Raw genomic sequence first — 22,261 nt, 5'->3', positions numbered from 1 at the left:
TACATTCAACTGGCAGTAGTCAAGTACACGAATGAATTATTTTCCCTAATATCAAATGTATTGGTTTTTTTTATAATGAAAAATAATTTACCTCAGAGTATATTTTTTTACAATGAGCTTAAATAAAACCTATCTGAAACCAATAACAAAATGTATGAAAAAACTATGCTATTATTTTTCAAGGAACTAATAGACGCAATAAACTCAGGTCATTTAAATGACACATGTATAGAGAACATTATTATGTTGTTTGATCTTTTAGAAATGCCCTTAAAAACACAGCAATGTACCTCACTAGTAAAAATAGTAAAAAGCAATAATAAAATTGATTAATAACATTTTTGTGAGCTGTAGTAATATTTTATACAAAAAAGAGCACAAGTGGCTTATAGCCTTATTGTACTCTCTTTATAATCTTGAATTTTAAGTTAAGCTAAACAAAAAAGCCATTTGTGGTAAACACCTTCCACATTTATAACTAAGAACATTAAAAGAGCGATCACAAATTGCTTACAATCATCTTACCATAAATAACTTGGTAAAATGGAGACTTATCTACACTAAAAATTACATATAAGCTTGTACGATTAAAATAGTGAATATTACAAATTTTTTTACCCCTTTTGTTGTCTTTTGTATCGGTATTGCCGGAGTTGGTTACTATTAACGTCAATGAGACTCGGACAGAAGTATCTCGCAAGAAGCACACTCCCCATTTTATTAATATATATTGTCAATTAATGTGGAAATTTCACTTGTAAGTTACTTTTGCCCCAGCCTCTTATCTTTGAGTTTAGTGATTTGTGATGCTTTGGTAAACTTAAAACCTAACTTTCTCTCATAGACATATTGAAATTCAGCCGAAAATGTCTTGCGCAGTATGAATGATTCGCTCTATAATGGATTCTGTTAAAATTTTGTTTCTAAAGTGCAATTTCTTTAAACAGGTAAATATAGATTCAGAGATGATTTTCTATCCTTTGTTATCTTCATTAAAGGTAACATCCTTATCTATTGGAAGCTTAAAAACCCAGTTTAAAGTTCAATAAAGTCTCACTAATTTCGTCTTCATTGATCCCTATATAGCGTTTGGTGATTTTTTCACTGCTATGACCAAATATTTCCATTAGGGTTGCTATATCTTTTGTTTTCTTATAGTAATGGTAGCCAAAGGTCTTACGCAGAGTGTGTGTTCCAATATCGTCTCGTCCAAGTAGTTTAGCCACTTTCTGAAACATCTGATAGACTGTATTGACTTCTAAATGCCCGCCTTTACTGCTAGGGAAGAGATAATCGGCCGGGTCCAGGTCTTTGGTGTAGTCCTGAATCAGATCCTGTAGGCTCCCTAAATATAATATGCGTGTTTTCCCCGTCTTTTGTTCCACAATGCGGGGATTTTTTGCGGTTAAAAGGTCTTGTTTCTTCAATTGAACGATATCGGACATGCGTAATCCACTGTTAATCCCAATCAAAAACAGAAACACATCTCTCTCGGCGTTCTGATTGCGCCGTAAACAGAATAAAAAGTCGTTAATTTCTTGCTGAGTACGGAGGGGTTGGACGTTGTAAGGCATTTTAAAGAGCTCTCCTTCCATAAAATCGATACATGATTACACCCATTATACCACATAATCATGTATTTTAGGTTGACAAATAAAAAGAACCCCGATGTAATGGGGTTCTGGATACACGATTTTACACAATTTCATGTATTAACTGAGAAAGAGATTAAAAAAAAATTAGTTGGTTGTTCCGAAGTTTATCGTGCATATTCACGACAAACTTTTTTAACTTTATTGAGACCATACTTTATGATGTGAAGTAGTTTTTATATAACTGGTATGTTAAGATATAAATATATTAACAATGCTATTGAAAGGTATTAACATGAATTTCGGGGGAGGAGTTTGAATGATTTATGCTACAGGGATTAGTTTTAAGAAAGACGATGTTCAAAACTTGGAAAGTATTGTTCAGATTAAATTAGAATCTGATGATAATGAGTCTTGGAAAATTAGTGAAGAAAAAATAAACGGATGGTACAAAAAAGAAGACATTCATAGGTGGCTTACAGCTAATATGGAAAAAGGTTTTAAAATTAAAGTTAAGTTAATGCCTTACTCTGAATTAATACCTGTTAAAAATAATGAAGTTAAATATGTTCGTGCAGCTGCTGATAATACAGATAAAAACAATTTACTAAAATTAAAAACTTACTATGAAAAATAGATTTTTAAGTAAGCATACACGAAAAAACAATTTTAAATATTAAGGTTCTAGTTACACGATTCTATCTGATTTAATGCATATTGGTCAAATACCAACTATTTTTTTACATAAATAGTTGGTATTTTATAATTGTTTTTTTGAACATAACTGTTGCAAAAACCTTAGTTAGCCTATATAATATGTATTGTAGATGAGAGTCCGAACGTCTAAGACTCACTTATAAATAAACTATGGCGATTGATGAGAGTCCGAACGTCTAAGACTCACTTATAAATAAACTATGGCGATTGATGATTAATTCTAAAAGCACTCTTTAATGGGTGCTTTTTTTATACATAAATATATAGTATTAGGCGGAAAAAAGATGAGCAATCAAGCAAAGCTTTATAGGTTAAATTTAAAACAATTAATTAATGATTTAGGTATTATTGTTGATTCAAGTAATAAGAATATTATCCAAAATGATGAACGTCCTTTTTATCTAGAATTATCTGTCTCTAAATCTTTTTCAGCATTTATTCCTATAAGAACAAATTTACCCCACAAATATGGTTTCGTTACTGCACAAATTGGACAAGGTAAAAGTGGTCTTGACTATTCTAAAGCTTACTTAGTAAAAAAAGAAAACACTTCAAATTACCTCAATGGAATTAAAACTATCTCCTCTGTAGAGTATAAAAAAATTGATAAAAATCAAAGTCTAATAATTGGTAACTTCAAAAATTTTCTTGTAGAATTTCAAGATAAGATAACAAATTACACATCTTTAGACTATTCCGGGAAAAGAGATGTGGATTATTCTTCTTTGCAATATCAAAAAAGTGCCTTAAAATGTTGTACAGAAGAAATAAAAATCGAAACAAGTATAATATAAAAAAATAAAAGAGAAGCTAATTTTACTAGTTCATGAGTAAAAATTTTACTAGTTCATGAGTAAAATTAGCTTCTCTTTTATTTTTTTATAGTTTTTATCTCAAGTACTTTTATTTAACCCATATTTTATCATCTGGAGGATATGCGCCTTTAAGTAATCGATCCCTTGTGTTTTAATCTTTGAGTTTAGAGGGTAATTTCCATTATCTAATTTTGGGAAAACGTTTTTGATTCTGGTCTTTTTTTGCGCGATTGAGCGATGTAAAGACTCTGGAATATTTACTAAAGACAAATATCTAAAAAATACTGGTTCACCATCTTTAATTAGATCAAAATCGATTAAAGAAACAGCTGGTCCAACAATACGCAATAATTTTACAATAGGTCCTACTGTCTGTTTGTTTTGAGCATTTAAGAAGAGACAGTCATCTATGTCCCACTCGGGTTTGTGATCTTTCAAACGTGGATTAATTTCTTGAAAGAATGCACGATCTGAATCAGCTTCTGTTAAAATTATATTTTTATAAAATAGTCCATTGATTACATTTACTGATCTAAAAAGTGGATTTCTCATTAGTTTTGTAAGAATACTAGAATCAACTAAATTAGCCGTAGCAATACGATTGTCATAATCTACTCTTATTATATTTATAGGAATATGCGATTCAATACATCCTATAATAAAGTCAGCACTATGAATGCTTATATATATTTATTTTTTTCTTCTACAGCTAAATTTGCTATGACTTTACCTAGCTTTATCGCTAAAGGGGGATGTAAAAAGGCCTCTGGTTCATCTATTAGTATATTAGAAGCCTCAGCGGAAATGACCTTAGAAACAATACTATGTATGCTTTGATACAATACCTTACATTCATCTTTTATTTATCCTTCTTCATAATAATTGAGTTCCTGAACATAACTAGGGAAGTATCACATAACTAACATTATAGGAGTACTTTTATTTATTGACGGGTCTCTTGGTTCAGGTAAATCACACTACATATAGTATCGATATAAAAAACAATTATGTATATCAAGTCTTTTAAACCCCTTAAAATAGAGGTTTTATAAGACTTAACATAGGTATACACTTTTACTGAATACACTATATATTGTGTTGTGTTTAAAAATAAACAATATAAGTAGTGCTTCGGTATTGATTTTTTATTTATATCATATAATATAGTAGATAAGAGACAGGGGAAGCAGCTTCTGTGGTATCAAAGGAGCTGTTTATATGACTTATTCAACTGAAAGACCCCCAGCTTCTGAAAAGGAGCACAGATAGTTGAGCTTGTACGAGTGGCTGATAATAATCATCATGATTATTTCACTCATCAACGACATCTTTAAAGATGTCATCAGAGACATCCTCGAAAAAATCTTCAAAGACTAAAACATACAAAAAAACACCATACTTAGATTAGGGACCTAAAATGGTGTAGTTTTGTGTCAACGCAACAGCCATAGTAAAGCTATTACCCTGTTTCTTATAAAGAAACTTCTGTCCTACCAGAGGTTTCTTTTTTTTGTACGTAATTATATTGCTCTGACATATATCATAACTTATGACATATTACGGCTTACACTGAGTATACACCTTTTAGGTATTTTTTTTCAAGAGTAAAGAGAGCATATTTAAAAACTATTAAAGCATACCATATTTTAGACACAAAAAAAACTTTTTCTAAGTGTTACTATTTAACTATCTTTTCTTGAAGGACAAAAAAGTAATGAATAAATTAAAGCTACAAGTATCAAAGACTTAAATACAATAATAAATAGTGGTAAGGGAGTGTCTTTAGAAATATCTCGGGGTAATAAAAAATTAAACAGTCTTACTTCTTTTTAGAAATCACTAATTATACTAGGAGTCTTTACTTAATAGCTTTTCTAATTTGTTTTTGAACTTGTTATCTTTTTCCGGGAGATGATACCTGTACTGAGACTTCATCAAAAAGTGTATTAGCTCAATTAAATAACCCGTTGAGTACATGTCATTTATATAGTATGGCATTTGCAAATTAGAGTAAAATACATCCTGACTCACGACGAATTCATAAAACCCTACCTTCTCAGCAATCCTGTACAACGTTTTTTCATCAGTAAACAACCAATCTACATCCCCATCATACACAACGACTCCATATGATGTCACATAATAATAGACTACCTCTAAATCTAACTCTTCGAATACTTGTTTTTCCCGCTTTGACACTCCGGTGTAAAATTGGCTTCTATCCTCTAAGAAGCTAATCTGCTTAGTTTTAGGCACTTTCCTATAAAACCAATTGGGCTCCTGTGCTATGTTTTGAAAAAATACTTTGGTGAACAGCATGATACTTAATTCTGTAGGGTAGTTAAATGTATCTATTGGGTCGTTCTCCTTGTTTTTCTTTTGCTCAATGTCATCCACTTTTTTTAATACAAAATTGATGTGATTATACGCATAGTTCCCCCAGGTTCTAGAGGTACGGCTATTATCAGCACGCCTGACAGCTGTCCAAAAAAGAGCATAGACTTGTCCAGGATTATACACTTCTAGTAAGCGAGTGATTTGATTTTCTATTTTTTCTCTATCGTTCGTATGCCTAAATGAAAAGTGATAGTTCTTAAGTTCCATACAGACACATCTATATAATTCTTGTTTAATAATGTCACGCCACAACTCATTAAACGCCTTAGCTTCATACAGAATTGACCCACTAGGATACTTTAATGATTGAAACAATTCGTCTCTATCCTTTACGCATGCTGACGACACATTTAATTGCCAATAAACTAAGTTGGGATACATCCTTTGAGGAAACGTCCTGTCTCTTACAAATGCACTCATGTTACTGTCTGACGATACTGAAATAATCCCTTTACTGAACAGGTGCTGTAGTTTTCGAGAAGCGTCTGCACTATCAATGAACAGGGGGTGGTAATTATCATCGTAATCTTCAAACGACCCAAATCTATTATTAATGTTGTTTACAAACATGCCTTGCAAGACGGTCGCGAGTACGACTTTCTCAAACAAACTGCAGCCCTCTATCAGTTTTTCTGCTTGTTGGGGATAAGCTTTTTTTATTTTTTCTCTTTGATCACGAACGCAATGCTCACATTCACACATCTCTAAATGCTGATGGCCACATTCAAGACAGTAAGGTACCGCTGTGTCTAGCCCTTGTTTTTGATAGGTTTGCTTATTGGGTAATTGTTTATATAGGGGCGTTCCATCATACATACAGGTTAGCGTCGTTTTGACTTTAGGAAAATGTTTTCGTAAGCGACTACTCTGTATGTCTTCCTCAATGTCACGAGCAATATCTTTTAGGGTTCTCTTTTTTTCATAATAATCGACAAGGATCTTTAGTATATCTTTTTTAGTCTTTCCTTGTAGGTAGTCTCCTTTGGTATCAAAATCAATATTTAATGCCATTATATTAGTCTGCATATGTCATATCCTCTACTTTTTTATTCTTGTAGTGGCTAACTATAGTTAACGCACCACTGATAGTCATGATGGTTGATTTTCTTGGTTCCCGTTTCAAATTGGACCGAAACTAGTCCCATTATATCACGGGCACACACTAAGATTAACACTAAAAGGACTTTTTTCAGTCCAAAAGGTGTGTTCGTTTTGAGAGAAGACAAAATAATCGATAATGAAAATATTATTGGAGCCAACATTAGACGGCTACGTAAACAAAAGAAGATTGGCCAAACGGAACTCGTGAAGCAGCTTCAATTAATGAATACTGATATCACCAGAGAGACATTAGTTAAAATAGAAGCGGGCAGACAGCACATTAAATTAAGCCAATTAAACGGTATTAAACGGACTCTAGAGGTTGATTATGAAGCGCTATTGACTGATCAAAGCAATACATAACATACTATATCTTTCTGTCACAGCCTATATTCAATAAAAAGAAGTCAGAAAATAATTTCTGACTTCTTTTTATTCTAATTTTTATTCAAAACTCGCTTAATTCAAAAAAGTATTCCTGTTATTCGCTAATGGTTCAGGAGATTCAGCTGCTACTGAGTATCCCCTTGTATTCATGTCTTTTCGATTAACAAGAATAATAGACCTTTCTTAATTTTTGCTAGAATGATTGTTCTCTTCGATTCCATCTGGCTTACTTCTTTTATGCGATTTGACAGTCTGACCATTTTTTCGTCTGTGTTTTTTTACTTTTACTACTCTGGGAGCCTTTCTAGTACGCTTCTTTTTCATTGCAGTACCTCCTCGTATGATTTTACTACACTAATTTTTCAACATTAAAATTCACTTGTGTGTCCAGGACTTTATCATTTTTTCAGAAGAAATTTAGGTGAATTTTAGACACACCAATCTTGCGATTTAGTATTCTTAAATTACTGTAGCCTTCTTTTCATCATATTCTTTTTCTAGATCAATAATGTAGGACAGGACTAAAAAAAACGAAATCGATAATTAATTTACTCTCTCTGTACCCTATGATTTCATTGCTGTGAGCAAAACTTTCGTTATTTCGAACAGAATTGAATTTTTCTAACACCTGAGTGGGTAGTTTAAGAATTTTAGGGGTCATAACGGACTCAAATGAATTGGACTGATGATGAAAACGAATGTACTTGCCATACATATTATTAATATTTTCTTTACTCGTATAATCGATCCCATGCTTCTCACAAAGTACCCTAAAGTATTTTGTCATATACGTATGTACTCTATCTAAAGCTAATTGTAGCTTATCTTCATTGAGTACCTTCTCAATATCTTCTTTTAACATCAGATAACTTTCTTCAAGATTTGAAACATTAAGTGCCGCCATATCAAATGATTTATTGGGAGTACCTTTTAAGGTTTCTAATTCTTTCTCAGCTGCTTCTTTCAATCGATATAATCGATAAAATCCTTCTTCAGTCGGATCCGATAATCTAAATTCTTGCTCCCAAAACTCTAATAAACTTAAAGAGAGTACAGCAACTACTTGGTTACTTTCGAGTTTCCACAACGCTCTTAGTCTATTAGCTTTAGACCCGCTTCTATTATTGTATTTCTAGTCAAAGATTTTCAAACGTGTCTCATCACAAACAAATTCTTCAAATTCTCGATTGTTCATATTCATAACATAACCTGAATCCATTCCAAATAGCGTTTCTAATTTATATTTAGTTGTTCTTTGTATGTCGGACATCTTAGCTCCTCCTCATGGATTGACTTCACTATCTATATTAATCTCTTTTTATTCGAAACAGCTGAATATAGTTGTTCTAAAAGTGTATCCTTGATAACTGGCTTCATTGCCTTTTCCAATTCTCTTTTGTTTTGAAATTCAGTACTGTAATCTAAATCATACAACATGGCTATTATTTTCTTTCTCGAGCTATCAAATGTTATGTCTAGCTTTTCAAAATCTGGATACTCACGATAAAAATCTTTTGTTCGTTCTTCTCTTATTTTTATTTCTTGTATCCGTTGATTTTCCATGTATCCTTTATATTCTTTTTCTCTCTTCTTTTTATTCTCACTCATTTGCTTGCTGATTTCTTCGGGTGATACATACACAATCTCTTTCTTGTTTTGAAAACGTAAAGGTAATAACAGATTGACTGTCGTGAGCAGTTGCTTAGTTTCCTTTGGACTTAAGTACGCCTGCTCATAACATGTTTTCATCCATTCTTTTTTCTGAGGTTTTCTTTGGCCAACATACCACTCTATAATCATCGGATAAATGTACGTCAGATACCCCGGAAGACCAAATTCTCCATTGGTTTCTTTAGCTATCAGGGCATGTAAAATTAAATGTTCAAATAGATCACAGAAGACGAGTTTATCTTTGGTGTGTAAAGTAAATGGATACTGATTCTCTAAAATAAACTCTTTGTTAGCTAAATTAAGGTAACAATTTTCTGCGACGTGATGACAAAATAATCCTTCAGCTGTTCTCGCACATTTTCCTTTAGTAATTGATTTAATTTCCTTTTTTAGAAATCTTTCATACGATTGTTCTCGAAAGTAATCATCTTTACTTCCTCCGTACTTGTTTAGTAAATGAAGCACCATCTCCTCATAAGATAGATCGAGGAGACGATTATAGTTTGCTAGTTTTTCGTTCATAAATCAAACCTCCCCGTTTCAATCTCTATCGGACTTATTTTTGATTGGTGTACTTTTATGCCTCCATAATACTTTATCTTTTCCTCATTAATCATATTTTTTAAGTACAATCCTATGATAATTTGAAGAAGATATCACCTAGTACCCATTAATCTTTCAATCATTTACGAAGAGGTTTAGATACAAAACAAGTATATGATGTCTTAGATCCAAACATTATTATTTTAAAAAAATTATCGTCTGCATTTTGTATTTACGATCGAATTATTTTCAAAGAAAGAAAAAAAGAGTTGGACCTTTAACAGAAATTTTGAAAAAAAGGGTGCTGACAAATGTCCGACGGTGTTGATTTAATAGGGTTTTAGTGTCGGACATTTGTCAGCAAATCACTAAAAACAGGTACCTAGCGTCGGACATTTGTCAGCACCTCTAAACCCTTTGGCACAGCCAAAGTCACCTACTTTTACAGTCGAAAACTGTAAAACAGGTACCCGGTTCCCTTATGCTCTTACAAAATTTCAAAACGAACTAAAGAAGAATAGCTAAACAATCAAAAACCTGACAGTTTTTTTCTTCGTTTTGATTTAGCGTTGCGTCGACTAATTGCTTATTTCACATTTAAACTGACGAATAAACGTTAAACTTTATTGTGATTAGAAAACAGAATCATTTCGCATTGATAAACAATTTCTTTTCAAAAATTTTCTTTTGACTTTAGGGATACCGATAGCAAACTATTCACCAAACAAACAATAAACTATTTTTAGAGACGACACGCTCTCATAATTTTTTTCAGTCTACTACTTACCTTTTTTGTTTTTTAAAAATAAAAGGGTCTACGACATTCGATTAATTTTCACTGGCTTGAGTCATTTAAAATTAATTGAAACGTCATCGGTCGTCTGTAGTCGCTCAGATTTTTTTATGATCAGTCTGGTATAATTTTTCTAAAAGAAAAAACTAACCATTAAAAAAATAAAGAGCTACTATAAAAACCGATTTCTTTATTCATGACCTTACACCATCTGACAAAAAAATTTAAATTACTTTTTTTGTTACTAACTACTTATGACGCTTGATTAGTTTATCAGTAATAGTGGATTGATTTTTTATTTCATGGGAAAATCAAGGAGGTATTTGAAACGCTGTTCATACCTTAGTCAGTCTTTTTATTTTGAAAAGAGCTAGAAATCGTCGAGACAAAGTGACTAAAGAAAAAAGGGAGTGACGTCGAATGTTTCGAAACGAGACCGTTGTCTTCACAGGAACATTAGCAAGCATGACTCGGAAACAAGCACAGGATTTAGTTCGATCATTGGGCGGAAAAGTTCAGTCTAGTGTTTCAAAAAAGACAACGCTTTTGATCATTGGAAGAAGTAACCTAGATCTTTTTGAACAAGATCCCCGTTCGTTAAAACTAAAAAATGCTGAGGAACTTCAAAAAAAAGGAGTCCCTCTCAAAAAATTGTCAGAAGAAGACTTTATCACACTGGCCATTAACCAATTACAATCTAAACTGAACAAGTCCTAATTTTATTCAAGAAAAGATCATTTTACTCCTCACTGTTCCAATCATACATGGCCATAATTTTTTTCATAATGATTCAATCATGTCTAACTTTATGTTTAAATTAATTTTTTTACCGTCGCATTTCTCTTTTTATTTTTTCCAGCTGTCATTTTTTCTTTCAGAATAAAAACCAGAATCAATCGCGCTTTTATTTTTTTACTGCATTTATCTAAAAAAAAAAGAACATACAGATTGTTTTAAAAGTCGTTCACTTCAGAAAAAAGTGTGCTAAAAATGATCAGAATCAAAAAATAAGTGTGTCCTTTTTTGATCCCTTTTAATTATATTGTAAGAGCATAAGGGAAACCAGGTACCACTTTCTCAGTCTTCAACTGAAAAAGTAGGTGACTTTGGCTGTGCCAAAGGGTTTAGAGCGTAATACATTTGTATGACACAGCGGTACCACTTTTTAAGTGATTGAATACAAATGTAATACATCCAAACGTCGATTTATCAATGATGTATTACATCTGTATTAAGGTTTTATTTGCTTATTTTACTCAATGGTTAGAAACAAGTAGACTCCTGTTTCCACTTGTTTAATCGGTTCGTCTACTTTTTTCGTTCTCTCTCTTTATGCCATATGAAATACTATGTACACTTCTCACTCTTCACTAAAAGCAAATGATTATCTCATTCATACTTTTTTAAATTACACATTTAAAAATAAATAGTACCCTGACTATTTACCTTTACACACCATCGTATGTATTCATAAAAAAATCGACCTCAAAAAGACTATCCAGAAAACAATACTATTTTTCTGGATAGTCTTTTAATATTATTTTCTGATCAAGTACCTAAATATATCCTGATCATTTAACTTATTTTGTACCTATATCTTTTTTATCTTTCTATAAGCCCGTATCATCTTTCGGCACTATTCTCTTTAGTTCTTCTTCTTGTTTTTCACTTAATTTCTTTTCAACTGAATGAATAACTGTCCCTGTAGATGTCTCGATCGTCAAAACAAAATTCCCCTTTTGAGTAGCGTCTTCATGCCAAGCAACAACCCGTCCTATCTTCTGGTTGTTCAATCCGTATGTAACCTCCACACATATCCTCCTCTTCTTACTAATCTTTTTATGAGCACAACAGTATACATAAAACATCAGCCGTAAATTTTAAAGACTATATTGTATCCTTCTATTGCATTCACTCTTTTTTAAAAATTAATCCTCGGAACATTATTTGTATTCACTGTTCATTTTTTTCTTCCGTTTCAATTATCGCGTCCTTCTTCCCTAAAGAAGGACGATCAACATCTACAAAACCATCAAACAGTTCAATCATTTCAGCTTTAGTTTTTAATTTCAATTTGTTTATCTCTTTTGATTTGGAGTCCTTAAATAAATACATATCATTAGACAGCCTTCCGTGCAAATACCAATGACTCCCGTCAGTATCTGCTATTCTTAATACTCTTTTATTTTTCCTGTTAAAAACAGCAAATGTATAAATTAAAAATACTAATGCTATACACATAAAGGAAATCGTGAATAGATTATTATAGATAGCTACTGGCCATCTGTCAGGTCGATTGGGTACCGCATTAATGATTACAAAACTAAACGTTAACGCAATAGATAGTGCTAAAAGAGAAAACGTAAAAGCTGACTGATCCAACTTCCTTTTATCCGTTAAAATATCTTTTAATCTATTGTTATCGGTTTGTACAATCCAAAAATATAATAAACTCTCAGACAAACTTTTCGTTACATTGTAAAAAAGTGTTAGGCCAGCCGTTAATAGACTAACTATTTCTAAAACTCCCATGTCCCTCTCCTAAAATTCATTTTTCAACATCGACGATTCTTACTTAGAAAAGTATGCCTTCCCTAAACAAGATTGATAAAACATAGTTGGTGCTATTTATATGAATGACTTATTCTTATTTTCCTAAACTGGCCTTTAGTTGATTAGAGATCCATTTAACACTCTCCATCACGTCGTTAAACTGTAACTCACGGGCAAATGGATACAACCTCTGATAATTTTTCCATGTTAACTTTTGCTGCTCTGAAGACTGTAGAAAGTTAATAATTGAGTCATATTCGTCAGGAGCGATCTGATTATTTTTTTGAGTCATCGTTTTCTTGACCGCTTCCGCGACGTATGAATAATCGATTGTATCGTAACTCTTTGACAAAACATGCAGATCATATAAATCTTTCATTCTCGAGTTGGTATCCCCTTCTTTACCGTAAGCCAAGGTCGTATACCATTTATCCGCAATGATTTGTTCTAACGGATACCGAGGAAACCTAAGTTCGACACTCGAATCAAATAGAGAAGGAATCACATCCAACTCCATTACATCGATCAAGTCTTCGCCCGTCGTAAAATCAATGGAAATCGGAAAACGAGCTTTTCCATTAATGTAATGCAGTTTCAATTCGTATCCGTTATACTCAAACGCTTCTCTTGTTTCTTTGATCCCCACTAATTCAAATTGACTCGCCTTTTGATTCGCTTGCGTAATAAATTCAGCAATCTCTTCCATTTTTTCTTTATCCAAATGGAACCCTCTAACCGTCGTATCCAAATCACGTGTTGCTCGTCTATCCAGGCCCAATGTCGTAGCCAAGACATAGCCACCTTTTAAAATTAAATGATCTTTATACGGTGAATCATTTAATTTTATCAAGAACTGCTCCATCGCAAATAAGCCGTATAATTGCTGAGGGGGTAACCCCGTTTCTTTAGCTTTTGTTTTAACTAACTGCTTCATTTTCCCTTCATTCACTCTGAATCAATCCTCTTTCTTTTAACTGACGTTCTACGCGGTACAGTGAGGCATACTCTTTTAATCGGTCTATATTCTTCTCTTCTGACCACTGATAATTAACCAAGACTTCGTCAAGGATATCAGGCAGTGTACGAGGCGACCTCAGCATATCAATCACTGTCCGTTCTAAGTTCGTCACCCGTAACGGATTGCCTAACCAGCTTGTACACTCCATGACACCTAAAGAATAAAAGAAAGGCGTGGCAAAATGTGCTTCAATCGAATGCTCTGCTCTATTATTTAAATGATACCCTTTGGGAAACGTCATAATATAAGCGAACGGAGAAAAAGTCGTCAGCCCATGCAACATACAAGCAGTCTCGTAAGAATAAACCCCTTTTGAATACTTCAGCTGCATAACGTACAGATCATCGTCATAATCCTCATGCAATAAATAAATCCCACGTTCAGCCTTCACTAGATCCCCACGACGATAAGCTTTTCTAACCGACTCCTTAGACAAGCCTAATTCAACCGCACGTTCTAACGTCAAAATACCATTTTCTACTTCAAACGCACCAAATAACCGTTCACCGAGCATAAAGAACCCTCCTCCACACTAAAGTATAGACCTATAGTATACCTGGTGAGTATAGAATGCAACTAAGTACGAGAAAATAGATAAACGAGCACTATACGCACATCTTTACAGAGGCACCACTGTATACTAGAAATAAGTAATAGGCAGTTCGTCCCTTTTAAATTTTAAGAGGTATTCACGATTTCTTTTAAGATGATCTCCTGTAGTTTTTCTCTGTTTATCGGCTTATTAGACACCTTTTCTATCAGCGTTTGAATGGGTGCCAGTGTCTGTAGCAAGCCTTCTTTATCTGCTAGTTGTTTGACTCGTTTAGACCGTATGAGGCTCAATACAATGCTTTTAACGGTCCATAAACGTGTGTAGCCATATCTCCCTGGTTTGGTCTTAATCGTCACGTAGTCGTCGTTTTTCATCTGTCTCAGCAAGTCTTTTAAACTAGATTCAGGAATCCCCAGGGCGTTCATTAGTTCTTTGCGCGTGAATTGCACAAAGCCTTGGCTCTTCGTTGCTGTGCGTTCAATTAAACGGATCAAATCTCTACGCCATTCCGAGTAATGACTTTTCTGGCGTTCTTCCCTTGGTTTCGCAAACTTGTACCAGACGCCCTTATTTGAGCTCTCAGCGCGTGTATCGTCGCCTACCCACTGTTCATTCAGTAATTGGATATAATGCGCTGAGGCGCCCTTATAACGCCCTGAATAGGCAGATCGAATGGTCTTTCTGATTTCTCTTTCAGATAGAGGGTAAGACAAAGACGCATTGAAGTCGCTCATGAGCGCAATGCAGGTGTCTTGATCCAGGTTAGACGAATAGCAGGCCAAAGAAGCGGTGAATAGGGCTGAATTTCGGCCCAGTACCCCTTTTCCGCCTTTGATCTCTGTTTGATTCAATAAACGCTTGAACCAGCTCGTTTGCGTCTGTTTGAAGTCACTTGTCTTAAACTGTTTTATAAATTGGTCTTGTTGTTCCTGGTGGTGATCGTCACTCACTTTCATGGACCAAGTCATGAGTGTTTTGAAGTCAAAGCAATTGTCTGGTTCATAAAATACGATATTTTTTTCGTTAGGAAATCGAAATATGCCGAAGGGATTGCAGCCAAAATCAACACCCGCTATTTCTTTTGAAAAGGCTAGTTTCAGGGAGTGCGCAATAGCCTTGTTCGTTCGTAAAGACTTAAAATCATTAGCCTTGGAAATAAAACTCGGCTGATCCAGGACAAAATAGGCCTGGTATCCATTTGGCGACTCAACAATCAGTGTCGGCGCGACACCTAAATCCATCCCCGCTAGTAAAATATCGTCGCTACTCACCACTTTTTTGGAACAATCAATATCTATGACATAGGTATTGATTTGCATGAGATTTTCCTCAAAGAAGCCCATAACGTGTTGTCGGTCTGGATCAACATACCCACCCCAACTATAGACATTTGGGGTCCAGTGGGATAAGTGATTTTTATTATCTTTGATAGCCTCCTCTGACGTGACGATAAAGCCTCGCGCATTGACCATCTGTTCTTTGCTTCTAAAGACAAAGCTGACCCCTTTTTTACCTGGTTTTTCTTGGTAATGAGTTGGTCGATGGGTGCTATTTTTAAATCTGTATCGCTTTAATCCTTTTTTCAATATGTAAGTGTATAAACTATCTAAGTTCAACATGGATAATCCTTTCTACAAAAAAGAGGACACATCTATTTATGTGTCCTCTTCTGTAGGAAAGTGCATACTCTATTTCAGGTAGTGAATATAGAGAGTCCTAATCTTGAAGTACTCGCCTGTTTGTGCTAGAATCGACTACGAACGGATTATGATCCGTCCATAATTTAAAAGTCATAAGTGGCTACCAACCACTTATAAACCTTAGAGGCGAGCGGGAGCACATAAGTGTGGATTATGTGTTTCTGAAGCATTTGATTTTGTCGAATCAAATGCTTCCGTCTCTTTTTTTGTTGTTATATATGCACACCTTAACCGAGAATCACTTTAGTGTAAACAAAAAACCAAAAAAATCTTATTGGGAGAAAAGTCTCTTTTTCTCTTTTTCTCCTAAGTTCATTATTAAGAGAAAAAGAGATTTTTCTCTTTTTCTCTTTTTCTCTTTTTTTGTATTTAACTTTAGCGGATTAACTATTTTGCCTATTAATATAGCACGAAGTAATAAATGTAAAAAAGAGAAAAAGAGACTTTTTTTAAAAAAGTCTCTTTTTCTAAAAGTCTCTTTTTCTCTTTTTCTCTTTTTCTCTTTTTCTCTTTTTCAAAATTAAACTATTCTATTTTGAAAAAGTTCTCCTAAATACAATTTATAGTTGTAAGATCTCATAAGTATTGTTACAATTCATTTAGGAGATTTTTTACATTTATCGGAGGTGTGAAATGTTGATTAATCACAAGTCAGCAAAGGTTATTATCAATGCAAACCAAAAAGGAGGAGTAGGTAAAACAACATCAACCTGCTTTGAAGCTATAATTGCCTCATTACCTAACACAGAATTCAACAACAAATGTTTATTGATAGATTTTGATAAACAGGCGAATGCGACAAGTATAATGGGAAAAACGTTTGATAAAAATTTCCCAGCAACTGTGGTTAGTGCTATTAAAAAGAATGATCTTCAGAGTGCAATTACTGAGTTAACGCCTAATTTACATATGATAGCGGGTGGTGGTGATATGGCAAAATATGGATTGTTTTTAGAATTATTATATCCTTTAAAAGAGGATACTCCCTCCCACGTATCTGAAACTACTAAACAACGGACATTTCACTTTTTTAAATTATTGGAACCCTTAAAAGAATTATATGATTATATTTGGATTGATGTTGGGCCGAGTACCGATATCAAAGTAGATAATGCAATGGTTTGTGCAGATTACTTTGTTATTCCACAAGAGACCAAAACCTATTCATTTGAAGGTTCTCTCGATATTATAAACGTCTATCTTCAAACATTAATAGACGACTTTGGAGATGACTTTAAAGGTGAGGTTTTGGGACTCCTTCCATTCTTGTTACAACCTAAAAGAGAGTTACATGAATCCATAATTGCTCAAACAAAAGAAGCGTTTGGGGAAAATTTTACATTTAATGCAATAGTTAATAATCAGAAAAGAATTGACGATTATCCAGAATACGGAATCACTGCAATTGATCATCATGATAGAAAAGTTTTTGCCTTGTTTGCTGATATATTTAGTGAATTAGAGGATAGGATAAAGTTGTTTGAAGAACAGGGTGATATACCAAAAAACTATACCTACGAGCCCAAGTATTTAAACGGCAACAAATTAACAGATTATTCGAGGAAATTAAACTTGATTGAGTTTGAAGCGAAAGCGGGTGACGAGATTGGCTCTAACTAATAGAAAAAAGAAGAATAGACCTACAGTTGAAACATATATTTCAGAGTCGCGATTTGATGAATCACGGGAACTTAATGACGAAAAAGATGAGAATGATTTACGGGTAGCAGAAAATTCTTCAAAAAATTACTCGAAGCTAGCAACAGAAAATACTACAATTGACTTTGATACTCACTATTCTGCTAGAGACCGAAAAACGATAAAAGCAGATCCTGATATCAAATCACTAATTGAAATATTCTCAGATTTTGAGGGAGCAAAAGCTTATGAGACTTTGAGACACATGACGCAATTTTATTATGAGAATAATTATGATGACAGAGCCCAGCGGATTATAGCCAGTATTCAAAACAATAAATTTTTAGGCTAAGAAACTGAATGACAAGAAATCGACTGTATACAGCAAGTTTCAAATTTAATTTGGTCACTTGGTAAAATTAATGTCTTATGAAATACTTAGTCCTTTCTCTTAGATAGCGGGAGGGGGGATACTAAGCTTCGACATAAGGACCGAACGGGTTAAGCCGCTTCACGTTCGGTCCTTAATGTATAGACGAAAGATCGAGACTTTCATTTAATACTCTTTATATTATATTTAGGTTTTGAGTGTTGCAGCAAAAAATAATTTAAAAGTATTCTTAATTATTTTACTGTTAAACAGGCTTTTAATTGATAATCTTTACAATAAGCTGAAAATAAATATAACTAACTACTTCTACTCAATCCTCTTTTTTCTAGCTTGACTTCTTTGTTCTAGTTTTTTTAGCTCTGAATCTACGTTTTTAATATTTATTCGCTCATATAGTGGCCTTACATTTTCTACAGAGGTGGGAAGATAGTGATTGGTGTTCCCTCCTTTAATTCTTGTTATAATATATCTTCAATAACTCTAACTAAAATAAATGACCCGCTACGCTCGTACAGGACAAATCCTAAATACTCGAAAATACAAATATAGCAAGAAATACTATTTATGATTTAATCATCTTAATTTGACAAACCAAATTTTTATTAAGAGGCTTTGCATTTGTTGATTTACAATCAGGTTTAAAGTACTCTTATTAAAGAGTACATTGCTAGAAGGCTATTAATAAAGAAAATAGTTATTGAAAAAAGTACTCGATAAGTAGGTTTTTTCAATAAAGCTTCGGATTTGTATAAGGCAATACTTATAAAAAAGAAAAATATAATACTAGACAAATTTAGTTGCATACTCTGCCAAATCTCGTTTCTAGTAATCAGATAAACAATATAAGTAATATTATATAGTGAAAAGCCATACATATATATTTTATATATCGCTGTTTTGGCCTCAATGTAAAGAATTTTTTCTTTAAAAAATAAATTGTTAGCAATCACTAAAACTATATATGTACCTAGAATTGAAATAAATGTGATAATTATATTTGAAATGGAAAATATAAAATTAAGAATTATCGGCTGAAAGTATTCTTCTAAAATTTCAGAACTTGTGGAAGAATAAAACAATGTCAAATTAATTCTAGTAAACGTAGTTATTAACAAAACAACTGAGAGTCCACCCCAGTAAAGCTTGTCTTTCATTAGATTACACCTAACCTTTCCATTTAAGTATAAGAAATGAGCATATAAACGACGATATTCCTAATAAAAGTAATATACTTATTCCAATAAAAGTAATTTCAAAGTTTGTAATTGATCTTAGAAATGTAATAACGTATTCACTTAGACCTGAAATTCTTGAAATCAAAAAGACTAATAAAACTCCTAATAAAATCCCTATTGTTAGACCATTTTCATCAAAAAGATAAAAAAAAGGAAGCATAACAAAAATATAAGTAAGGGTGACTGTTAGAAAAATTAGTGTTAATATCAAATATTCCTGAAACGATAGATCTCTATACATTAGCCACAAAAACTTGCTAATTCCAGCATTTACAAAAGTTAATGCTAGACAAACAAGTATGGAAAGTAAATAGCGTGCTGAAACTATTTTAAATGAAGATATTTCAATAGTTTTGACAAATAAATTCCATCCATTTTTTTTGTCTTCAACAAATAAAGTTTGAATAGTGTTGATGAAAAAAACAGAAATAAAAATAGATATTATAAGAGCGCTAGAATTAAAAACAACTATTCCTGCCAGTGTTATAACTACGCTTGTCACTAAATACCTAGGTTGTATCCAAAGTTTCTTCAACTCATATAAATCTTTCACTAAAAGCCCGGTCATCAAATTTCTCCTTATTTTTCATTATATCCTCAATTTTTTTTTCAAGGTAATCCATATCAGGAATTTCTTCAGCTTCCTGTTTAAAAACAAATTTACCTTCGTGCATTACAATAACACTCGTAGCAATTTTCTCGATGTCATCTAGTATGTGTGTAGAAATAACTGCGACAGCTTCATTTTCTTTCACATATGATTTGATAATATCCAAAATCTCAATTCGCACTACTGGATCCAATCCACTCGTCGGTTCATCTAATAATAGAACTTGTGCTTGGTGCGATAAAGCTACTGAAATGTTTAACTTCATACTCATTCCCTTAGAAAAGTTATTAATTGAAACATCCAAGGGTAAATCAAAATACTCAATGTATGAGAAAAAGCGGTCAGTTTGCCAAGCTAAAAACAGTCGGCTTAAAACTTTTTCCAATTCATTAATTGTCAGCTTACTTGGAAAAGGAGAATGATCGAACACAACAGCTATTTTATCTTGTGCGGGTAAATTTATTTCACCAGAATCTATTGAAATCAAGCGAGCAATTATTTTTATAAATGTCGTTTTACCTGCTCCATTATTACCTATCAATCCGATAATATTATTTCTATTGGCTGACAAGGAAACGGAATCTAGCAAAAATTGCCCTTGTTCTTTACAAATATTATGCACTGAAAAAACTTCTGCTTTGATAGCTTATTCCTCCTTTTTGTTAAATACCTTACTAAATAATAATGTTGAAAAAATAGTTACTATCATTAACAATGAAAGCATACTGCTATTTCGATCAAAAATATATAAGTATCCCATCAAAATTATTAATATAAGTACAAAGATACGTGATAAAATTTTCATATAAACTCTCCTTTTAATTTTTTCCTCAAACATTTACGCTCCAAACAACTAGTTGGGGAGTAACAAACACTTCAATTAGTGCAGAAATATTAAGTATGATATAAGATACTAAAAATAAGGATATGTACTTTTTTTTCTCAACAACTACTTCTCCCTTTTCGTTCTTACTTAATAGATGATACAGCAAGGTTCCGGCAAAGAGAAAAGCACCCATTTCCATAATACCATGTGGAAGTAGTAACATGATAGCAGTTAAATTACGTACCACACCAAGTAAAATTCCGATTAGAAAACCATTTATACAAAAGAATACATATACGATTGATTTTCCAATTATCAATGAACAACAAAGTATTACAAAAGCAATTGTATTGTTGACTACAATGATTCTCAGTGCTTCGAAGTGGTCAATCGCATGCACCGCAGTTACATCGATTATTTCTTGTTCTCTTCTTAAACCTAGCATAAATCCAAAAATAATTGCTAGACTAAAAATTAACAAAATTTTTTTATTGAATATCTTATTCATACTAGTCACTCCCAAAAAAAATTGGCAAAAAGCTATTCCTAACTTATTCAACTCTTTATAAGGGTTAGGAATAGCTATCATATTTGCCAAGCAATTAAAAAACATCTAATTTCTGTATTTCATTATGCCGATACTACACCAACTGCGCCTATAATCGGTACTGCCCAAGCTGGAATAGTGACTCCTAAAACCCAAGATATTGCGGTGACTGTACCAGCTCCTCCTTCGATGTATCCCCAAACTTGATCCACAATATCTGTCGTAAATGGTATACCGAATAAATCAGCAACAAATAATATATTTGCAGTTGCTGCTATAAGTAAAGTCCAAAAGACAACAGTAATTGCTATTTTTTCGAACTTGCTTAAATGTACAGATTTCGAAAGATTTAATATCATATTTCTCACCTCCTTTATATTTTAATCACTTCACGTTCAATTCCTATTGACATTTTCACAATATTAAAGTTAGTTTCCACCAATAACATCCCAAATAAGAATATTAATTATGAATGACAAATAACCACTCCTAAATTTAATATTTTTTTATATATAGATAAATTATATACATAGTCATCTTTTTGGGGTAAAATGTTAACAATAAGTAACGAAAACATAAGGAGTGATTTTATTGAAGTTGGAAAAATTATTAAACACTTGAGGGTATCAAAAAAATTAAAGTCTAGTAACGTTTATACTGGTATTCTAAGCCGTCCAGCAGTTTCTAGATTTGAAAAAGGTTTAAGCGATACGACTTCAGAGAAATTTTTCAAAATATTGGATAATCTAAATGTTTCTTTAGATGAATTTTATTTTATCTATAATGACTATGTTCAAGAAGATACTTTATTTTTTTTAAGAAGATATTCTAACTTTTTTAACAAAAACGATTTGGAAGGTCTACATAATTTACAAATTTCAGCATTGCAAAAGTATAATTTAAGTGGAAAAATAAAATATTTACACTATTCAACACTTTGCAGTTTGACCATTAGTTCTGTTTCAAATTCCCCTACTAACACAGAAGATTTAAATATATTGAAAAATTATCTTTTAGAATGCGAAGAGTGGACTTATTATGAGGTAGTTTTATTTACTAATTCTTTGGATTTTTTCTCTGAAGATTTAATATTGTTGCTATATAAAAGAACTAAAGACAAATTAAAATACTTTAGTGAGCTTAAAAAGTACATGACTACTGCCACTTATTTGTA

General features: G+C 32.7%; 23 protein-coding genes. 7 read left to right on the top strand and 16 right to left on the bottom strand.

Going from position 1 to position 22,261, the window contains the following annotated elements:
- Positions 1-1,022: 1,022 nt before the first annotated feature.
- The gene (locus ADIAL_RS00135; RefSeq protein WP_034298439.1) at positions 1,023-1,574 is read right to left on the bottom strand and encodes a tyrosine-type recombinase/integrase; all 552 of its coding nucleotides are present in this window, start codon (positions 1,572-1,574) and stop codon (positions 1,023-1,025) included.
- 337 nt (positions 1,575-1,911) lie between these two features.
- Between ADIAL_RS00135 and ADIAL_RS00130 the strand changes: the two genes are divergently transcribed.
- Together ADIAL_RS00130 and ADIAL_RS00125 are read left to right on the top strand one after the other, a co-directional pair.
- A complete protein-coding gene (locus tag ADIAL_RS00130) occupies positions 1,912-2,229 on the top strand; it encodes a DUF3892 domain-containing protein (protein ID WP_034298438.1) in 318 nt (105 codons plus the stop codon).
- Between the two features lie 364 nt (positions 2,230-2,593).
- A complete protein-coding gene (locus ADIAL_RS00125; RefSeq protein WP_155849134.1) occupies positions 2,594-3,103 on the top strand; it encodes a hypothetical protein in 510 nt (169 codons plus the stop codon).
- A gap of 99 nt (positions 3,104-3,202) precedes the next feature.
- Here the strand turns inward: ADIAL_RS00125 and ADIAL_RS10960 are convergent, their stop codons facing one another.
- Together ADIAL_RS10960 and ADIAL_RS00115 are read right to left on the bottom strand one after the other, a co-directional pair.
- The gene (locus tag ADIAL_RS10960; RefSeq protein WP_155849133.1) at positions 3,203-3,676 is read right to left on the bottom strand and encodes a hypothetical protein; all 474 of its coding nucleotides are present in this window, start codon (positions 3,674-3,676) and stop codon (positions 3,203-3,205) included.
- Between the two features lie 1,296 nt (positions 3,677-4,972).
- Positions 4,973-6,547 carry a hypothetical protein gene (locus ADIAL_RS00115; protein WP_034298435.1) on the bottom strand — a complete coding sequence of 525 codons (1,575 nt, stop codon included), beginning with the start codon at positions 6,545-6,547 and terminating at the stop codon, positions 4,973-4,975.
- A gap of 186 nt (positions 6,548-6,733) precedes the next feature.
- Here ADIAL_RS00115 and ADIAL_RS00110 point away from each other — a divergent pair, with 186 nt between their 5' ends.
- On the top strand, positions 6,734-6,985 hold the full coding sequence (locus tag ADIAL_RS00110) for a helix-turn-helix domain-containing protein (protein ID WP_034298432.1): 252 nt from the start codon (positions 6,734-6,736) through the stop codon (positions 6,983-6,985).
- A gap of 207 nt (positions 6,986-7,192) precedes the next feature.
- Here ADIAL_RS00110 and ADIAL_RS11290 read toward each other — a convergent pair whose 3' ends face one another.
- From ADIAL_RS11290 to ADIAL_RS11480, 4 genes are all read right to left on the bottom strand, one after another.
- Positions 7,193-7,333 (bottom strand): hypothetical protein, encoded by a 141-nt coding sequence (locus tag ADIAL_RS11290; protein WP_155849131.1) that lies wholly within the window; start codon positions 7,331-7,333, stop codon positions 7,193-7,195.
- Positions 7,334-7,511: 178 nt separating this feature from the next.
- Positions 7,512-8,096: a hypothetical protein gene (locus ADIAL_RS00105; protein WP_034298429.1), complete on the bottom strand. Its 585-nt coding sequence runs from the start codon at positions 8,094-8,096 to the stop codon at positions 7,512-7,514.
- A gap of 45 nt (positions 8,097-8,141) precedes the next feature.
- Entirely contained in the window at positions 8,142-8,279 is a 138-nt protein-coding gene (locus ADIAL_RS11285; protein ID WP_155849130.1) for a hypothetical protein, read from the bottom strand.
- A gap of 32 nt (positions 8,280-8,311) precedes the next feature.
- Complete coding sequence (locus ADIAL_RS11480; protein ID WP_051503607.1) at positions 8,312-9,202, bottom strand: hypothetical protein; 891 nt, start codon at positions 9,200-9,202, stop codon at positions 8,312-8,314.
- 1,234 nt (positions 9,203-10,436) lie between these two features.
- Between ADIAL_RS11480 and ADIAL_RS00095 the strand changes: the two genes are divergently transcribed.
- Positions 10,437-10,733, top strand: coding sequence for a BRCT domain-containing protein (locus tag ADIAL_RS00095; protein WP_034298426.1), 297 nt, complete (start codon positions 10,437-10,439; stop codon positions 10,731-10,733).
- Between the two features lie 893 nt (positions 10,734-11,626).
- Here the strand turns inward: ADIAL_RS00095 and ADIAL_RS00090 are convergent.
- The 5 genes from ADIAL_RS00090 to ADIAL_RS00070 form a co-directional block, all read right to left on the bottom strand.
- A complete protein-coding gene (locus ADIAL_RS00090) occupies positions 11,627-11,827 on the bottom strand; it encodes a hypothetical protein (protein WP_034298424.1) in 201 nt (66 codons plus the stop codon).
- A gap of 142 nt (positions 11,828-11,969) precedes the next feature.
- Positions 11,970-12,548: a hypothetical protein gene (locus ADIAL_RS00085; RefSeq protein ID WP_034298422.1), complete on the bottom strand. Its 579-nt coding sequence runs from the start codon at positions 12,546-12,548 to the stop codon at positions 11,970-11,972.
- Between the two features lie 115 nt (positions 12,549-12,663).
- A complete protein-coding gene (locus ADIAL_RS00080; protein WP_231492014.1) occupies positions 12,664-13,431 on the bottom strand; it encodes a nucleotidyl transferase AbiEii/AbiGii toxin family protein in 768 nt (255 codons plus the stop codon).
- Between the two features lie 79 nt (positions 13,432-13,510).
- Positions 13,511-14,101, bottom strand: a complete 591-nt coding sequence (locus tag ADIAL_RS00075; protein WP_034298416.1) for a type IV toxin-antitoxin system AbiEi family antitoxin domain-containing protein — start codon at positions 14,099-14,101, stop codon at positions 13,511-13,513.
- Positions 14,102-14,265: 164 nt separating this feature from the next.
- Positions 14,266-15,759, bottom strand: coding sequence for a primase C-terminal domain-containing protein (locus tag ADIAL_RS00070; protein WP_051503606.1), 1,494 nt, complete (start codon positions 15,757-15,759; stop codon positions 14,266-14,268).
- A 714-nt stretch (positions 15,760-16,473) separates the two neighbouring features.
- Between ADIAL_RS00070 and ADIAL_RS00060 the strand changes: the two genes are divergently transcribed.
- Positions 16,474-17,460: an AAA family ATPase gene (locus tag ADIAL_RS00060; protein WP_034298412.1), complete on the top strand. Its 987-nt coding sequence runs from the start codon at positions 16,474-16,476 to the stop codon at positions 17,458-17,460.
- Positions 17,447-17,830: a hypothetical protein gene (locus tag ADIAL_RS00055; RefSeq protein WP_034298411.1), complete on the top strand. Its 384-nt coding sequence runs from the start codon at positions 17,447-17,449 to the stop codon at positions 17,828-17,830. Before ADIAL_RS00060 ends, ADIAL_RS00055 begins: the two co-directional genes overlap by 14 nt.
- Positions 17,831-19,033: 1,203 nt before the next feature.
- Here ADIAL_RS00055 and ADIAL_RS00045 read toward each other — a convergent pair.
- From ADIAL_RS00045 to ADIAL_RS00030, 4 genes are all read right to left on the bottom strand, one after another.
- Positions 19,034-19,672 carry an ABC-2 transporter permease gene (locus tag ADIAL_RS00045; protein WP_034298406.1) on the bottom strand — a complete coding sequence of 213 codons (639 nt, stop codon included), beginning with the start codon at positions 19,670-19,672 and terminating at the stop codon, positions 19,034-19,036.
- Positions 19,641-20,336 (bottom strand): ABC transporter ATP-binding protein, encoded by a 696-nt coding sequence (locus ADIAL_RS00040; protein WP_051503605.1) that lies wholly within the window; start codon positions 20,334-20,336, stop codon positions 19,641-19,643. The genes ADIAL_RS00045 and ADIAL_RS00040 overlap by 32 nt, the downstream gene beginning before the upstream one ends.
- Positions 20,337-20,544: 208 nt before the next feature.
- Entirely contained in the window at positions 20,545-21,048 is a 504-nt protein-coding gene (locus tag ADIAL_RS00035) for a stage II sporulation protein M (RefSeq protein ID WP_034298403.1), read from the bottom strand.
- Between the two features lie 122 nt (positions 21,049-21,170).
- Positions 21,171-21,446, bottom strand: coding sequence for a class IIc cyclic bacteriocin (locus tag ADIAL_RS00030; protein ID WP_034298402.1), 276 nt, complete (start codon positions 21,444-21,446; stop codon positions 21,171-21,173).
- Between the two features lie 192 nt (positions 21,447-21,638).
- Here ADIAL_RS00030 and ADIAL_RS00025 point away from each other — a divergent pair.
- On the top strand, positions 21,639-22,261 hold a 623-nt coding region (locus ADIAL_RS00025), incomplete at its 3' end, for an Rgg/GadR/MutR family transcriptional regulator (protein ID WP_034298401.1).

The organism is Alkalibacterium sp. AK22 (assembly GCF_000585255.1).
Classification (GTDB): Bacteria; Bacillota; Bacilli; order Lactobacillales; family Carnobacteriaceae_A; genus Alkalibacterium.
Note: the sequence above shows the minus strand (reverse complement) of the source record. Positions and strands in the feature narration are given on the sequence as shown.

Bases quoted from the DNA above. Each gene is read 5' to 3' on its own strand.
- ADIAL_RS00135 (WP_034298439.1), bottom strand. From the start codon at position 1,574: ATGCCTTACAACGTCCAACCCCTCCGTACTCAGCAAGAAATTAACGAC.
- ADIAL_RS00130 (WP_034298438.1), top strand. From the start codon at position 1,912: ATGATTTATGCTACAGGGATTAGTTTTAAGAAAGACGATGTTCAAAAC.
- ADIAL_RS00125 (WP_155849134.1), top strand. From the start codon at position 2,594: ATGAGCAATCAAGCAAAGCTTTATAGGTTAAATTTAAAACAATTAATT.
- ADIAL_RS10960 (WP_155849133.1), bottom strand. From the start codon at position 3,676: ATGAGAAATCCACTTTTTAGATCAGTAAATGTAATCAATGGACTATTT.
- ADIAL_RS00115 (WP_034298435.1), bottom strand. From the start codon at position 6,547: ATGCAGACTAATATAATGGCATTAAATATTGATTTTGATACCAAAGGA.
- ADIAL_RS11290 (WP_155849131.1), bottom strand. From the start codon at position 7,333: ATGAAAAAGAAGCGTACTAGAAAGGCTCCCAGAGTAGTAAAAGTAAAA.
- ADIAL_RS11285 (WP_155849130.1), bottom strand. From the start codon at position 8,279: ATGTCCGACATACAAAGAACAACTAAATATAAATTAGAAACGCTATTT.
- ADIAL_RS11480 (WP_051503607.1), bottom strand. From the start codon at position 9,202: ATGAACGAAAAACTAGCAAACTATAATCGTCTCCTCGATCTATCTTAT.
- ADIAL_RS00095 (WP_034298426.1), top strand. From the start codon at position 10,437: ATGTTTCGAAACGAGACCGTTGTCTTCACAGGAACATTAGCAAGCATG.
- ADIAL_RS00085 (WP_034298422.1), bottom strand. From the start codon at position 12,548: ATGGGAGTTTTAGAAATAGTTAGTCTATTAACGGCTGGCCTAACACTT.
- ADIAL_RS00080 (WP_231492014.1), bottom strand. From the start codon at position 13,431: ATGGAGCAGTTCTTGATAAAATTAAATGATTCACCGTATAAAGATCAT.
- ADIAL_RS00075 (WP_034298416.1), bottom strand. From the start codon at position 14,101: ATGCTCGGTGAACGGTTATTTGGTGCGTTTGAAGTAGAAAATGGTATT.
- ADIAL_RS00070 (WP_051503606.1), bottom strand. From the start codon at position 15,759: ATGTTGAACTTAGATAGTTTATACACTTACATATTGAAAAAAGGATTA.
- ADIAL_RS00060 (WP_034298412.1), top strand. From the start codon at position 16,474: ATGTTGATTAATCACAAGTCAGCAAAGGTTATTATCAATGCAAACCAA.
- ADIAL_RS00045 (WP_034298406.1), bottom strand. From the start codon at position 19,672: ATGACCGGGCTTTTAGTGAAAGATTTATATGAGTTGAAGAAACTTTGG.
- ADIAL_RS00035 (WP_034298403.1), bottom strand. From the start codon at position 21,048: ATGAATAAGATATTCAATAAAAAAATTTTGTTAATTTTTAGTCTAGCA.
- ADIAL_RS00030 (WP_034298402.1), bottom strand. From the start codon at position 21,446: ATGATATTAAATCTTTCGAAATCTGTACATTTAAGCAAGTTCGAAAAA.